We start from the raw sequence: 14,584 nt of genomic DNA on the forward strand, positions 1-14,584 counted from the left end.
CTTTTTCATTTTATTTCAGAAAAGAAATTATATAAGTTGGAATCATACAGGTAGTTAATCTATATAATATTTTTCATTTAGTCGCAAAAACCATGAAAAATGGTACTCAAGATGATAGAATTGGACGCCTCCGATAAACCAAAAGTTCTCATAATTGATGACGAAAGGGATCAGGTAGAATTACTATGTTTACAGCTCGAAGATGAATATCTTCCTATCCCTGCATATACCGGAAAAGAAGCTATTGAACTTGTAAAAGCTGAACTTCCGGATTTGATATTATTAGACCTGATGCTGCCTGAAAGTGATGGGTATGAGATATGCAGCATACTCAAAAGTGATCCCGGCTCCAGGTTCATACCCATAATCATAATTTCCGGATTTTTTGAGAAGCCGAACAAAATAAAAGCAACTCAATGCGGAGCTGACGATTTCATTCATAAGCCAATAGATAGGTTTGAGCTTAAAACAAGGATAAAGTCTTTAATTAGAATAAAAAAGAATTATGAAGCTCTTCAGGAAAGTGAGAACAGATATAAACAGCTTTTTAACAACAGCCCGGCTGTCACGCTTCTAGCAGACCCGCTCAGTTATCGTATTGTCGATGCAAACAATCCTGCATGCGCTTACTACGGGTACACTTATGACGAGATGACCGCAAAAAAAATCACTGATATTGATTCCTTCTCTCTGGAAAGAAATCGAGAAGTTAGCCAGCAGGTTTTTTCCGAAAAGAAAGGACATTTCTATTCCTGCCATAAACTCTCCAGTGGAGAAACAAGGCATGTAGAAGTGTATGTCAATACAATCAAAGTTAAAGAGAAGGAACTTTTTTTAATAAATATCTATGATATCACTTCCAGCAAGAAGGCAGAAAGGGAACTTGCGGCATCCGAAGAAAAATTCAAACAGGTTGTAGAACTCTCAATTGACGGCGTATTCATAGAATCAAATAGTGGAAAAATTGTTGACTGTAATGATGCAGCCTGCAAAATTTTCGGGTATGATAAAGAGGAGATCCTGAAGCTGGATGTAACTGATCTTCTTCCTGAGAACTTTTCCAGAAACCTTAAAAATATACTAATCAGTAAAGAAACCACAGGGAATAAAACAATCGAGAGGATAAACAAAAGAAAGGACGGCACAGTCTTTCCAGCCGAAATTACAACCAGAATACTCAAACTGGGCAATGAAGAAAAGCTGATTGTGTATGTCCGGGACATTACAGAACGTAAAAAAGCTGAAAAGGCATTGAAAGCAAGTGAAGAGAACTTCCGCACTCTTGCCAATAATACTCTCGACGGTATACTGATACTTGATTTTGAAGGCAGGCTCATAGCTGCAAACGCTGCTGTTGGAAAAATGTTTGATATGGAGCTCGAAGAGGTAAAAGGTAAGAGCATTGCAAAATACCTCGCTCCAGAATCATTGCCGATTGCAATTGGAGACCAGATAAATGTTCTCAATGATAAGGAAAGCTACCTCAGTATTTACAAAGCAATCTCTTCCAGGGGAGAGCCTTTCTGGATTGAAGGTCTTGGTACAAAAATAATCTACCGGGATCAGCCGGCAAACATTGTGGTTATAAGGGATATAACCGTTAGAAAAAAAGCAGAAGAGGCTCTAATAAATGCAAAAACAGCTGCTGAAGTAGCAAATCGCACAAAAAGCGAGTTTTTAACCAACATGAGTCACGAACTGAAGACTCCTTTGAACTCTGTAATCGGGTTTTCTGACCTTCTTAATGAAGGAATTGCAGGGCCCCTTAACGAAAAGCAATCCAGGTATGTTCAGTTCATTTCTTTAAGCGGAAAAAACCTCCTCAACATCATCAACGACATACTCGAGTTATCAAAAGCAGAAGCAGGAAATGAAGAGCTCAATATAGAAAAATTTTCTGTTGATGAATCTATCAATAAAATCATATCGAAGACGATGCCGCAGGCTCAGGAGGCAAATATCAAATTAAATTATAATTCCGAAAATCGGAGAGTATGGATCTCTGCCGATGAAGGTAAGTTCCAGCAGATTATGGTCAACTTACTAAGTAATGCACTAAAGTTCACACCTGCCGGCGGTTCAATTGATGTAATCTTAAAACAGGAAAACGACTTTGTAATTATTACCGTCAGAGATACTGGAATCGGAATCTCGGAAGATAGCCTTGAAAAAATTTATAATCCATTTATCCAGATTGATTCTTCTCTAAGCCGCACTTTCGAAGGTACTGGACTGGGGCTCACCCTCGTTAAAAAGTATGTTGAAATGCACGGCGGCAATATATATGTGGAAAGTAAAATCGGAGAAGGTTCATCTTTTAGATTTGAACTGCCGGTAACCCGACAGAGGACAGCTGAACCCGTTCCAAAGGTATTAGAGAGCCAAAAAATCAATAGCTGAAAATCTGTAGCTGAGAAATCGTTATTTTAGAAACCATTATCTTAGAAACCATTATCTTAGAAACCATTAGCTGAGAACTCATTATCTTAGAAACCATTGCATGGATTTTGCCGAGTGTATCGGTTACTGCTGACTGCCCTTTTTTAATGTTTTGTATTTATTCTGCTCCTCAAGTCACAGGTTATGGAAACAAAAGTTTCCCATTTGAATATATCCTTAATTGAAGATGTCCTTAATTTGAAGATATCCTTATATCCTTATTCCTCATAGCACAACCGATGGCAAGCTACAAAGTCCTGGTAAGGGATGTTATAAAAAAAGCTGATGTCCTTCTTGAAGTCATAGACGCCCGGTTTCCGGAAGAGACCCGAAACAGTGAAGTTGAAAAGGATATTATCCGTTTAAAGAAACCTTTCATAATAGTCATCAATAAGTGCGACCTCGTCTCAAAAGAGAAACTTGATAAAACCAAATCCCGCCTCTCCAAAATTGCCCCTACGGTTTTTATATCCAGCAAGGACAGGTCCGGGACAACTATGTTAAGGCACCAGATACTTGCATCCGCCTGCAATATAAAAGAGCGTGATATCCTTGTCGGCACCCTCGGTTATCCCAATGTAGGCAAGTCCTCCGTAATAAACGGCGTTACAGGCAGGCATAGGGCTAGCACCTCCCCCATATCCGGTCACACAAAGGGAGTGCAGCATGTGGGTGCAGGTTCACGTATCATGTTTATGGATACACCGGGAGTCATCCCCTTCGATGAAAACGATGAATATGTACAGGGTTTGCTAGGGATAAAGGATGTAACTCACCTGCGGGACCCACTCGGTGTTGCACATAAGATAATAGAAAAAATGTTTTCCGAAAACAAAACTGCCCTTGAGTCCTTTTACAATGTCACGATAGAAGACCAGAACGTTTCCTCCGTACTTGAACTGATAGGTAAACAGTGCAATTTCCTGCAAAAGAAAGGCGAGGTGGATGAAATGAGGACAGCTGCCAGAATAATCAATGACTGGCAAACCGGGCAGCTCCTTATCTGAAAATATTGATGACGCTCCTGAGCCCGGAACAATATTTAGCCCGGATCCGGGTTACGGTTTTCCCGGAGAAAAAGGAAAAATTATTCAAGCTTCAAAAATAAATTAACATAAAAAAGATAAGGGACGAAAAGGATGGCCGAAAGTCTGGAGCAAAACCTCGAAAAAGACGAAAAATCAGAAAAAGACGAAAAATCGGAAAAAGAAAGGATATTGAGGAACAAACTAATTCTGGTTACCTCAAAACTTTTTATAGTAATATTCTTGATCCTGCTAGCCCTGCTCTCCCATAAGTAAAGTAGGATACGGCAGGCAGGGTCGATTTATTCAGGCAACTTATTTTTCTTTGACCAGACAGAGGGCTCTACAGTGCGAGCTGATCCTGGACGAGACCGGCCCGTAATTATCTCCTGTACAGAAAACGATACTTTTGATGCCGTATCCGCCTGACAACACAATCGTGTTGCTGCGGGGGTAAAAAGTTACTTTTTTTACGTTTTTCCACAGAAAAGGGAAATTATTCAAGCTTTAAACAGAGACTTACACAAAAAAACACACATGAAATTTTCCAAATAGCAGGCACAAAAAATGAAAGTAATTGAAAGCACTTTCATGTCAAAGCTAAAGGACGAAAAGGATGGACCAAACTAATTCTGGTTACCTCAAAACTTTTGGTCATAAATAATTTATCCGACTGTTTTGTCATAATTGACGTTTTTCTCAAACCGGCGGCCTTTTGCTGTGGTTCTCTGAACTGGCCTCCTCTTCTTTTCATATTTCACCACCAAAATACAAACAGGGCTCTTGATACAAACCAACTCTTAAAGTTCCTCCAAAATTGAATACAATGAAATTATTTAATCAGGAATTAATATTCGTATATATTTATATCTATGTGAAAAAATAAACTGTGAATGCTTTAATTGAAGTCGGGTTATGAAACAAATATTAATGCATAACACCGATGAAAGCAAAAAAACAGGTGAATATAAATCAAAAGGAAGGGGGAAATTAATGAGACAGATTGCGGCATTAATCATGGCACTGGTATTATGTATCATTGCGCTGCCCGCAATAGGGGGAGCAGCGGAACTGGGAGATGGTGATAACATATGGATTGCCATATCTCCTACTGAGAGCCATCCTGCTCTTGTTGACAGACCGGCAGCTGTACTGCCGTCAATAGGTTCGTACCGCATCAGGGTGGCAGTGTACAGCAATCCATACGCAGGTGTTAACTATAATGATGCTGATGGTGATGGAGAGCTTGACGATGATGAAATCTTTAATGTAGCTTCACTAGAATCAGATACGGCAAGGCTTAGCATCCCAGGTAGTGCAAGCGTAGCGTCTGTTACAGTGCATAAAGAGAGTGACGAGAAGCATACATACATATTCATGGTACGTGATTTCAAGGGAGCACTTACTTCAGATGTCACTAAATTGGTCTTTACTGCAGAAGATGGCACATATCAGGGAAGCGGTGCGGTGAAAATAATTGATGCCGCAAAGGGCAGCGGTTCTGGCGGCTCCGGTGGCAATGGCGGTTCTGGTGGTAGAGGAGGCAAGTAATAAAAATCCCTTTGCTTCTGGAATAATTCCGACAGACCCTCATAATAGGTTACAAAGCACTGAAGCATTTCAACATAAAATATTGAAATACAGAATTAAACCGAAAATATACAAAAAATGAGTACTGTGAGATATACAAAGGGAATAACAGATCTGAATAATTCGCAGGTTATCCCGGGATATCTCACATTTTATATATGTTTTCCAGGAATAAAGCACCGGAAATCCTGTTTTCAAAAAACATAATTTAAAGGCGTAGACCTTATCATAGAACTTCTATTTTTATGAATGAAACAAACTTTCCTGACATTGAGCCTATCTCAAAACCAACTTTTATTTCCAAACTCATAAGTATCAGAACCAATTTTCTGATCAGCAGCTCCAATAATTATTTCAAAATCGAGTTCAAATAAGTGATTTTTGAGTTTTGGGATCAGCTCATTATATATCCCTAAGAAAAAATAACAGCATGACGCTTTTGTTGAACCTGTGTTATGGAAAAAAATATTCGTAGAAGTAACATCGGGAAAAATTAAAAGTTGCCAAAAAAAACTATACAATAGGGGAATTTTGAAAGAGGGAAATAAATGAAAAAGATCATAGTTTTTTTCCTGGCATTTGCATTATGCATCAGCGCAATGTGCATGATAGGGGAAGCGGGTAAATTCTCTGTTGCAACCGGTGGAAGCGGTAGCGGTCACTATGGCGGCGGAGGGTCAGGAACTAAAGGTCACTACGGTGGAGGAGGGTCCGGAAGTGATGGAGGGTGTGAAGGAGAATAAGATCACCTGCAAGAGAATGAATAAATCTTGAGAAATGGGCAGATTATCCAGAAATAATTCCATAGTTTACCATCTTCAAAGCTTTTAGGGACTATAAACAGCCAATAATTAGCGATTGTACTATTTGCCCATATGAATGCATCAAAAAAGCCGTAGTTTGCTTCATTTATTGCCTGATTTATTTGCTTTAGCATCTCCCAAGCATCGAGGTAATTTTTTCCGTCCCAACCGAATTTTTTCAAATAATTTTTAACAGGCCCTGCTACTATGGGACATATGTTCGGATGTAGATAATATAACCAAGGAGAGTAAATACCAAGTTTAACGTGAGGGATATCATTGCTTTCAAAATTTGAAATTATTTCCCTAATCGCTCCCTCAGAATCTGATTTTGTTACATCATAGAGAAATTTGTTAACAACATGAAGTTCTTTATCTGTTAATCCATTAATTGCGGCTTTACCTCTACACCAGTAAACCCTGTTTGACTCATATTGAAAAATTTGCTGAGTATGTCTGTAGAAAAGGATTTTTTAAGATTCAGTGTGGTGATATATTTTTTAACATTTTCAGGACTGGATCCATGTCCAAATATTTGAATCAAAGCTGTAAGATTTTCATTGGTAATAGTTTCTTTTTGCACCAGCTCATTAATTATAGACCTGACAAAATCAGCAAATTTAAGTTGTTCTTCTCTTTCCTTATAACTAGGTGTCTTTATAAACTCATTATATTCTTGCCTAATTCTTCATCAGATATTTTCATGAAAATCAATACTCATAACAGACTAAATGCATAAAATTTTATCGAAATATCTCTAAAAATGAATTTAGTTTTTGGAAGGAGACGATCAGTTATAGTCGATTCAAAAATAGTCTCTAGCAATTAAAATGCTTTCACACATGAAACACCTAAAAAACCCGTTTTAAATCAATTCCCTCGGCTGTTTATGTTCCGGCAAAACCGGCAGCTTCATGGTATTGATCAAAATAGGGCTTTCGACATCCTTTGCCCTTTCAATCACAAGTTCCTTTCCTTTCTGCGTGAGAGCAAAGAGAGGGATCGCAGCTGCCACCTGAACCAGAGGCTTTGCAAGTTCTCTGATATATTTTGAAGCACAGCTGATAACGATGTCCGAGTTATCCAGCAGTCCCTGAGCTTCTTCCCGGCTGACACCTGTTACATGTACTGCAATGACCAGCAGGTCGAGCCCGAGTTTTGATTCGATTTCCCGGATTTTTTTGGCGGTTTTTGCATCTGCAACTGTAACTGCGATTTTTTTGTAACCAAGTTCGGCAGCTTTTCTTACGCCACCTGCCGGATCGATGGCTGCGGTTGATGGAGCAAGCACTGTTCCTCCGCGCTCTTCTATCCCTTTGATGACCGCATTAATCGGCTCGGTTTCGACAAGTCCGGACATCCTGCCTCCGATTCCCTGGACAAGAGCCGGGTTGCTGGAGATTACTGTTCCTGCACCGTCACAGGCAGTTACGGTTGTATCAAGAAAGCCGCTGTTGAGACCGCTCATCATAATTTCTGAGGCGCCGAAGGCAACAACGGTTGTCTCAAATTCGAGCTTGCGTTTTTCCGTAAACATTCCCAACTCGCTAATCCGGGCCTCCATGTTTTTCCGGATTTCCTCAGGGGTCATCTTCTGGACTCCCCGCAGCTTGACAAAGAGAGGACACCATTCCACTTCCGGAGTCCCTACTTCCACGATCTTCCCGTCTTTTACGACTACCCTGGCTTTTCCCATTAATTCCATTATATGAGGCATAATAGACACACCCTCTAAGTACTGGATAAAGTTGTATTTATTAAACCGAATAAAATTGTACTTATTTATAGTCCTCACAGTAAAAATTAACACTTTATAAACTCATGAGGATGTATTTATTTCAGTCGAATACCCCGCTAGCTCGCTGCTGGGCGCGCCAGCGCAACTTTGATTAAGGTAAAAATTTACCGTTACCATGTTTGTGCCGTAAAATTATATAATAAGTACATAATTATATATTTTAGTTAATGGTGTTACACTTACTTTTATCACTGGATTTTGGAACTGAGTCGGGTAAAGTACCTGCTTCGATAAGGGCCCTAACAAACTGATACGTCTGGGGCACAAATATTTATTATGCGATCAAGGGATCACAATGAAAACAAAGTGGATCAAGGATGACATATCTTTCAGCTATTGTGTGGAGGCAGACCTAAAGGACATAGCATCAATGCTTTCAAAAGAAAGTGTATGCAAATACATGTTTTTTGGGCCAAATAAAGAAGAAGACACAGTGGTTTACTTTTCCCCACTGGTCAAATCAATAGAGGACTCTTTAAAGGAAGATAAAATACCGGATTGTCATATATTCTCCATCAGGAAAAATAGTACCGGCGAATCTATAGGTCAGTGTGCATTGCTTCCAATAGAATTCACTAATGGGAATTATCTGATCGGGTATCAGATAGATGATACTCAGTGGAAAAAAGGATATGGCACTACTGCCTGTGATTTCTTGGTACATTACGCTTTCAATGTTATAGATGCATTCAGGCTTACAGGCGATTGTGCCCGGGACAATTCAGGATCAGAAAAGGTGATGATGAGATCAGGTTTTCAGTCTGAATGCATACAAAGAAAATACTGGCTTGTGGGGGAAAAATATTTTGATAGAATGCTTTTCTCACTCCTGAAAGAAGACTTTCCTGAAAGCAGGTTAAAAGAATTAAATGATATTTATAGGTAAAGTCAAGGTAACTGTTCCGTACGTCAAAATCCTTCGATTGATATTTATTTAGATATTGATTTTGGCGAAACAGATACTCTAACGACACAATTCCATGATCCAGGATTTTTCTTTTTTCTTTCGAGATTATGACTTTTTAAATAATTCATAGAAGATATCGGATCTACCCACTATTTTGATAATCTAAAAAATGAACAATGTTAATGGAAAAGTCGCTTAGTACCATAAATAGATAAAAACCATACTCAATAATAAATTTTATAGACAATTGTTCAAAGGGAGTCTTTTATAAATCGTAAAATCTTAATTTGCCTTTTTTTGTTGATGTTATTGTGACTGTAACAGGTTCAGGATGCATCTCTGAAAGCGATAACATATCTGAAGAGAAAATTGGAAAATCGAAGACATCGAAGACATCGAAGGCCTCTGGATGGGAAGTCTGGAGGTCCAGGGTGGACAGGAATTGAGAATTCTATTTAACATCCCTACCGGACCCGGGGATTTACCGACTGCCACTATGGACAACCCTGAGCAGGGAGTAAGCGGCATCCCTGTAGAGACAGTTACCTATAAGGATGGGGATCTGCGCCTTGAAGTGAAATCTGTCAGGGGAGTTTTTGAAGGGACACTTAAAGAGAACGGTAAAACCATCGAAGGGGAGTGGAAACAGGTAGGATCAGTTTTTCCACTTGTGCTTTCCCGTATTGATGAAAAACCTGAAATTCGCAGGGAACAGGACCCTGTAAAACCATATCCATACGACGAAGAAGAAGTCATTTATGAAAATAAAGAAGCAGGAGTAAAGCTGGCAGGGACATTAACCCTTCCCCGCTCGGAAGGGCCATTTCCGGTCGTAGTACTCATAACCGGTTCCGGTCCGCAAAACCGGGATGAAGGGGTTTTTGGTCACCGCCCGTTCCTTGTGCTCTCTGATTATCTGACCCGCCGGGGCATTGCCGTGCTCCGGGTCGATGACCGGGGTATCGGAGGATCAACCGGAAACTTTTCGCAGGCCACGACCGAGGATTTCGCAGGGGATGTGCTCGCTGGAATTGAATACCTGAAGAACCGCGAAGAGATAGACTCGACCAAGATCGGGCTGATAGGGCATAGTGAAGGCGGTTTGATTGCCCCGATTGTAGCAGTGCAGTCACCTGATGTTGCATTCATCGTAATGATGGCAGGCCCTGGAATTACCGGGGAAGAAATTATACTGTTGCAGAGCGACCTGATTGCCAGGGCAGACGGATCAAGCAATGAGGTTATCGAGCAGAATGATGCTCTTATGAAGAGTATGTTCTCTGTAGTAAAAGAGGAAGAATATAATACAATTGCCGCGGAAAAACTTCGCAAGCTTATAATGGATGAAATGGCAAACATGAGCGAAGAAGAAAAACAGAATGCCAGCTACTCTGAAGCTGACCTTGACGTTCAGGTTAACGCTCAGGTCCAGACTATGATATCGCCGTGGATGCGCTTTTTCCTGACATACGACCCCAAACCGACATTGATGCAGGTGAAATGCCCGGTCCTTGCGATAAACGGCGAAAAAGACCTCCAGGTTCCGCCTGAAGAGAACCTTCGTGCTATCGAAGAAGCTCTCAAAGCAGGAGGCAATAAGGACTATACCGTAAAAGAGCTGCCAGGACTCAATCATTTATTCCAGACCGCTCAAACCGGGTCTCCCTCTGAGTACGCAACGATTGAAGAAACAATTTCTCCTGCTGCTTTAGAGCTGATGGGAGAATGGATTTCGGAGCATACACAGAATAAGTGATTCCATTAGTGACCCTCTAACAAAAGAATGGAATTGAGTGTTAGAGTGTTAGTTTACTTGAGGAAATAAAGGCACTGTATTGCCATACAGTGTCATTTTCCTTCACATTTTTTTCATTATTTTCTTCAACATTTTTCTTCAACATTTTTCTTCAACATTTTTCTTCAACATTTTTCTTCATCATTTTCTTCCTCTATCACTTTAATCCACAACATCACTGGCATCCGGAGTTTATCGGAACTTTCTTTATTTATTCCTCAAGCCTCCCGCCAAATTCTACATCTCCATACCATGTCGGATCCTGCAACAGTACGGTCACCTGATCATCCTGAAAAGTATGAGTTACCTTATAGTGATTTACATTTGCGACCTCATCGACGTAAGCAACAAAAACATTGTCTGACTCCCACGATCCTTTCCCTGCCGCAGGGAGACCATATTCTCCGGGAGAGAATCTAGAGACGTTATCCAGCCCCAGAAGAAACTCTAACGTCTGATTTTCCGGGAGCCCAAGGCTAAGTAAAGCTTCCCCTTTTTCCTCATCAAAAGTTAAAGCAAGAGACTGAAGGTCCAGAGGATTTGAATCGAGAACGTATGTTTTGCCTTCGATTTTTTTCGCCATCTCAGGCAGAGGCTTCACAGGTTCAGGTTCAGGAGGCTCTGCAACGGCATCTATTTTTTCCAGAAGCCGTCCATAGGCGGCGGGATTTTCTGGGAGAGGCTGATCTGATTTCAGAGCTGCAACAAGGAAAGGAGCAATCTCATCCATATCAAAGCCGCCACCAGTGGTTACTACTATGAGATTTTTTTCAGGTACTACAGTTATTAGTTGAGTCCCACGACCCCTTGCCTCATACCGTGCAGGAAGATCGTCGATTGGAATCCACCACTGGTAACCATATCCATCACCCTCACCATCCTCAGAAATAGCCTGTGTTTGTGTAGACTTTGCCACCCATTCTGCCGAAACTATCTGTTTTCCATCCCAGGTCCCGTTATTAAGATAGAGGTACCCGAATTTGGCCATATCATGAGGAGTCAAGTGCAGATCTCCCCATCCGTGGTTATTCCCCTGTGGATCAGAAGGCCAGATGACACTGGAAATGCCAAGGGGCTCAAAGAGACTTTTATTGGCATAATCCAACTCGTTCATGCCGGTGGTCTCGCTGATGATCCCTGAGAGAAGATGTGAATTGGGGCTGCAGTAGACGAAACGAGTGCCAGGTTCTTCTGCCATGGGAAGGTCAAGCGCAAACTGGATCCAGTCAGGACTGTCCCCCATTTGTTCTAAAGTAACTTCGTAAGGCTCATTAACGCATTCAAAACCCGATCTCATGGTAAGAAGGTCTTCCAGAGTCATTGCCTTTTTATTTGCATCAACATTCGAAACAGTACGATTCGGGAAAAACTCCAGGACTGGCTGATCGACACTGGCAATGTACCCTTCGGAAACTGCGATACCTATCAGGGTTCCTGTAAAACTTTTGGTAACGGAAGCGACATCGTGTACTGAACCATTAGCAAAAGGATAAAAGTAGACATCAGTCACGACGTATCCATTACGTATAATCAACAGGCTGTGGATGTTAATGTCCTTTTCCTGGATGTAATCCAGCGCCTCAGCCAGTTTTTCCGAGTCTAACCCCTGCTGCTCAGGTGTTGATGTTTTCCAGCCCTCGGTTGGCCAGTAAGTGGCTGGCTCTGTACCTGATTCCATGTCCAATTCAGTATCGGATTCATTTCCTGACTCCGGCTCCTCAACACAACCGGAGGCTGCGAGTATAACCACTAAAAACATCAGTAATCCGATAAGCTTAAAATTTCTTGTACCCCTCGTAACTTAATTCCCCTATTAACCTCTCACCTCTTTCTTTAAATACCCTATTTAGATGCGGTTTAAGAGAGAACAGATTTGCAGCTTCCAATATATCTCAAAACAGTTTATTAACTTTATAAACCTATGAAAGTGACTAAGCTAAATCTACAGTCCCATTGAAGTATGTGATAGAATTCGGTACCTTGTGCTTCGATTCCATAATAAACTCCCTATTTCCTGGGAAATTCGTGATCCTAAATAGATTAAAACGTTAATTTTTGTGAACCTAATTCGGAATCGCGGTACTAATATCTTAGATATTTGGCATAATGCATCCAGTCACAGTTTTCTGCAACCCGCTATTCTATATGCGGCTTAGTTTCGTAATCCAATGATCAAAAAAGTAAATGGGAAAAGGAGCCTGCTTTTCAGATCTCATCCTCCCATAATTTCATTTTACCGGATCACATTTTTCAGGCTATTACCAGATATCCGGTATCAAACCCGCTGATCGAAGAAGTTTCCGATTTCACGTTTGCCCTGAAAAACTTGCGTCCGGCCGCAGTCTCTTCAGGAACAGTTACTTTCACCGGAATCAAAACTTCCTCTCCTGCTTTGAGAGTTACAGATTTTTCAGTCCAGTCAAACCAGAAAAGGTCTGCCTGATAAGAGACAGGAAGTTCACTGACACTGATTTTAACTATAAATGTGTCATCAATGTTCTGGGTGTTTTTCACTTTGATAGTTAGAGAAACGTTATTTCCTGCTGCAACACTGCTTGCTCTTGGAGAAGCAGCGATATTAGCACCACCGGAAAGCTGAACAACACGATAAGGAACTGAAGTATTGGCAGTGTTTCCGGCAGCATCCTTTGCAGTGATCTGTAGGGAATAGTCCCCAAGTGCAGAAGGAGCAGTTATGCTGCCCTTCCAGATCCCATCTGTATTATTGAGCTGGACTTCTCCTGCTGTTACTTTGGTTACTTCCACATTGTCAGTTGCATTTACACTGAAATTAATAGTGGCGCCGGCAGTTGTGTTAGCAGGGAACAGGACAACCGACTCAATTACAGGATTTGTCGTGTCAGGAATTTCCTGAGTTGAAACAATGATGTAATCCTTTTTGACTTCGCTGTCACTTCCGCCTGCATTGGAAACAGTAAGGCTGACAGTGTAGTTTCCGGCATTTTCGTAGGTGTGAGGAGGGTTCTGCTCAGTTACAGTTGCACCGTCACCGAAGTCCCAAGACCATGAAGTAGGAGATCCGGTAGATTTGTCTGTGAAGTTAACTGTAAGAGGAGCAGTACCGTTCGACACATCAGCAGTGAAAGCAGCATCAGGTAGCGTTGGTGAAGCTGAAGGATACCTTACGCTCATGAATACAAGCGGGACTTTGTAGTAGTTGCTGTCCTTCTTGTTGTAAGCAAGCGCACTGCCCTGTCCCGGAATAAGGAGACTGCTTATATCCCACGAATTGAAACCGAAGTAAGGCCCGGATTTAACACTGGAAGCGAGTGTCGTCCCCTGGAAAGTGTAGACACCGTCCACACTGGCAAGGTACACAGCGGAGAGATTTGCAGAACTCCAGCCGTTTGCAAGCGAAGAGGTTCCAAATGAGGTCGAACCGGTATAAGTGTCATCCAGAGGATTAACCGTATCATGGCCCTGGTTGACCCAGTAATAGACCTTATCAGAATCACCGTCATCGTATGCAACGACCAGCGTCATTGCTTTGACACGACCGTCAAAAGAAGAATCGATCTTTGTGGTTGTAGCCTGAACATTAACCTGCTGGCCTTCAATTGCATCGGTCAGATCATACCACATCAAATAGTCGCTTGTAACCCTGTTCATGTGGTCGCTTAACCAGACAGGACCGGTTCCACCTTCACCAGGGAACGAGTATGTGGTATCGAAAGTCTCACTCTTCTGAAGTTCGTAAGTGCTGTCACCGTTTGCATCAATGCCGATATTCACATTACCGCGGTAGTTATTCTCCATGTGGCCACAGTAGACATCAACATAAAGCCTTGCCCACTTGATGTCAGTAAAAGCAGGCAGGGTAAATGCCTTTTTGGCGGAAGTATCAAACCCTGGATACGAGTCAAACCACAGACCACCTGAAACGGTTCCGCTTTGAACTGTTGTCAGCGGAATTCCTCCGTTGTAACTGGGAGAAGTTAGCGGGGCGCTGACGAGAACAGGTTCTGTGGAAGTTGCTGTGTTACTGCCACCAGGACCTGTAGCTGTTAGAGTTACTTTGTAGCTCCCTTCAGTCACATAAGTGTGTATCGGGTTCTGTTCGATAGAAGTACCGCCATCTCCAAAGTCCCATTTCCAGCTGCTGACTTTACCAGTAGAGGTGTCTGTGAACTTGACTATAAATGGTATATTGCCTGCATTCGAATCTGAAGTAAAGCTTGCAACGGGTGCTGAAACATCAGAAGTTAC

11 protein-coding genes are annotated in these 14,584 nt (G+C 41.6%); 7 read left to right on the top strand and 4 right to left on the bottom strand.

Annotation, left to right across the window (positions count from 1 at the left end; genetic code table 11):
• Positions 1–111: 111 nt before the first annotated feature.
• The 5 genes from EO98_RS17070 to EO98_RS17085 all read left to right on the top strand — a co-directional run bounded on the left by EO98_RS17070 (position 112) and on the right by EO98_RS17085 (position 5,797).
• The gene (locus EO98_RS17070) at positions 112–2,400 is read left to right on the top strand and encodes a PAS domain S-box protein (protein ID WP_235283939.1); all 2,289 of its coding nucleotides are present in this window, start codon (positions 112–114) and stop codon (positions 2,398–2,400) included.
• Between the two features lie 278 nt (positions 2,401–2,678).
• Entirely contained in the window at positions 2,679–3,446 is a 768-nt protein-coding gene (locus EO98_RS17075) for a GTPase (protein WP_048138086.1), read from the top strand.
• 132 nt (positions 3,447–3,578) lie between these two features.
• Positions 3,579–3,740 (top strand): hypothetical protein, encoded by a 162-nt coding sequence (locus EO98_RS18645; RefSeq protein ID WP_156161173.1) that lies wholly within the window; start codon positions 3,579–3,581, stop codon positions 3,738–3,740.
• 639 nt (positions 3,741–4,379) lie between these two features.
• A complete protein-coding gene (locus tag EO98_RS17080; RefSeq protein ID WP_048143992.1) occupies positions 4,380–5,015 on the top strand; it encodes a hypothetical protein in 636 nt (211 codons plus the stop codon).
• Positions 5,016–5,602: 587 nt separating this feature from the next.
• Complete coding sequence (locus EO98_RS17085) at positions 5,603–5,797, top strand: hypothetical protein (RefSeq protein WP_048138089.1); 195 nt, start codon at positions 5,603–5,605, stop codon at positions 5,795–5,797.
• Positions 5,798–5,799: 2 nt separating this feature from the next.
• On the opposite strand, the gene EO98_RS17090 is transcribed toward EO98_RS17085, so the two are convergent.
• Together EO98_RS17090 and EO98_RS17095 are read right to left on the bottom strand one after the other, a co-directional pair.
• Entirely contained in the window at positions 5,800–6,039 is a 240-nt protein-coding gene (locus EO98_RS17090; RefSeq protein WP_048138090.1) for a hypothetical protein, read from the bottom strand.
• Between the two features lie 683 nt (positions 6,040–6,722).
• Positions 6,723–7,574 (bottom strand): methanogenesis marker 8 protein, encoded by an 852-nt coding sequence (locus EO98_RS17095; RefSeq protein WP_048138091.1) that lies wholly within the window; start codon positions 7,572–7,574, stop codon positions 6,723–6,725.
• A 376-nt stretch (positions 7,575–7,950) separates the two neighbouring features.
• On the opposite strand from EO98_RS17095, the gene EO98_RS17100 reads away from it, so the two are divergent.
• Positions 7,951–8,541, top strand: coding sequence for a GNAT family N-acetyltransferase (locus EO98_RS17100; RefSeq protein ID WP_048138099.1), 591 nt, complete (start codon positions 7,951–7,953; stop codon positions 8,539–8,541).
• A 430-nt stretch (positions 8,542–8,971) separates the two neighbouring features.
• Entirely contained in the window at positions 8,972–10,318 is a 1,347-nt protein-coding gene (locus tag EO98_RS17105) for a S9 family peptidase (RefSeq protein WP_082098664.1), read from the top strand.
• 250 nt (positions 10,319–10,568) lie between these two features.
• Here EO98_RS17105 and EO98_RS17110 read toward each other — a convergent pair whose 3' ends face one another.
• Positions 10,569–12,116 (bottom strand): serine hydrolase, encoded by a 1,548-nt coding sequence (locus EO98_RS17110; RefSeq protein ID WP_048138103.1) that lies wholly within the window; start codon positions 12,114–12,116, stop codon positions 10,569–10,571.
• A gap of 491 nt (positions 12,117–12,607) precedes the next feature.
• Positions 12,608–14,584, bottom strand: a 1,977-nt coding sequence (locus tag EO98_RS19335; protein ID WP_156161174.1) for a DUF3344 domain-containing protein, incomplete at its 5' end; no start/stop codon positions are given.

The sequence above is a fragment of the Methanosarcina sp. 2.H.T.1A.6 genome (assembly GCF_000979455.1).
In the GTDB taxonomy this organism is placed as follows: domain Archaea; phylum Halobacteriota; class Methanosarcinia; order Methanosarcinales; family Methanosarcinaceae; genus Methanosarcina.

What these genes read in the sequence shown, in the direction of transcription:
- EO98_RS17070 (WP_235283939.1), top strand. Translation starts at nt 112, where the DNA reads ATGATAGAATTGGACGCCTCCGATAAACCAAAAGTTCTCATAATTGAT.
- EO98_RS17075 (WP_048138086.1), top strand. Translation starts at nt 2,679, where the DNA reads ATGGCAAGCTACAAAGTCCTGGTAAGGGATGTTATAAAAAAAGCTGAT.
- EO98_RS18645 (WP_156161173.1), top strand. Translation starts at nt 3,579, where the DNA reads ATGGCCGAAAGTCTGGAGCAAAACCTCGAAAAAGACGAAAAATCAGAA.
- EO98_RS17080 (WP_048143992.1), top strand. Translation starts at nt 4,380, where the DNA reads ATGAAACAAATATTAATGCATAACACCGATGAAAGCAAAAAAACAGGT.
- EO98_RS17085 (WP_048138089.1), top strand. Translation starts at nt 5,603, where the DNA reads ATGAAAAAGATCATAGTTTTTTTCCTGGCATTTGCATTATGCATCAGC.
- EO98_RS17095 (WP_048138091.1), bottom strand. Translation starts at nt 7,574, where the DNA reads ATGCCTCATATAATGGAATTAATGGGAAAAGCCAGGGTAGTCGTAAAA.
- EO98_RS17100 (WP_048138099.1), top strand. Translation starts at nt 7,951, where the DNA reads ATGAAAACAAAGTGGATCAAGGATGACATATCTTTCAGCTATTGTGTG.
- EO98_RS17105 (WP_082098664.1), top strand. Translation starts at nt 8,972, where the DNA reads ATGGGAAGTCTGGAGGTCCAGGGTGGACAGGAATTGAGAATTCTATTT.
- EO98_RS17110 (WP_048138103.1), bottom strand. Translation starts at nt 12,116, where the DNA reads ATGTTTTTAGTGGTTATACTCGCAGCCTCCGGTTGTGTTGAGGAGCCG.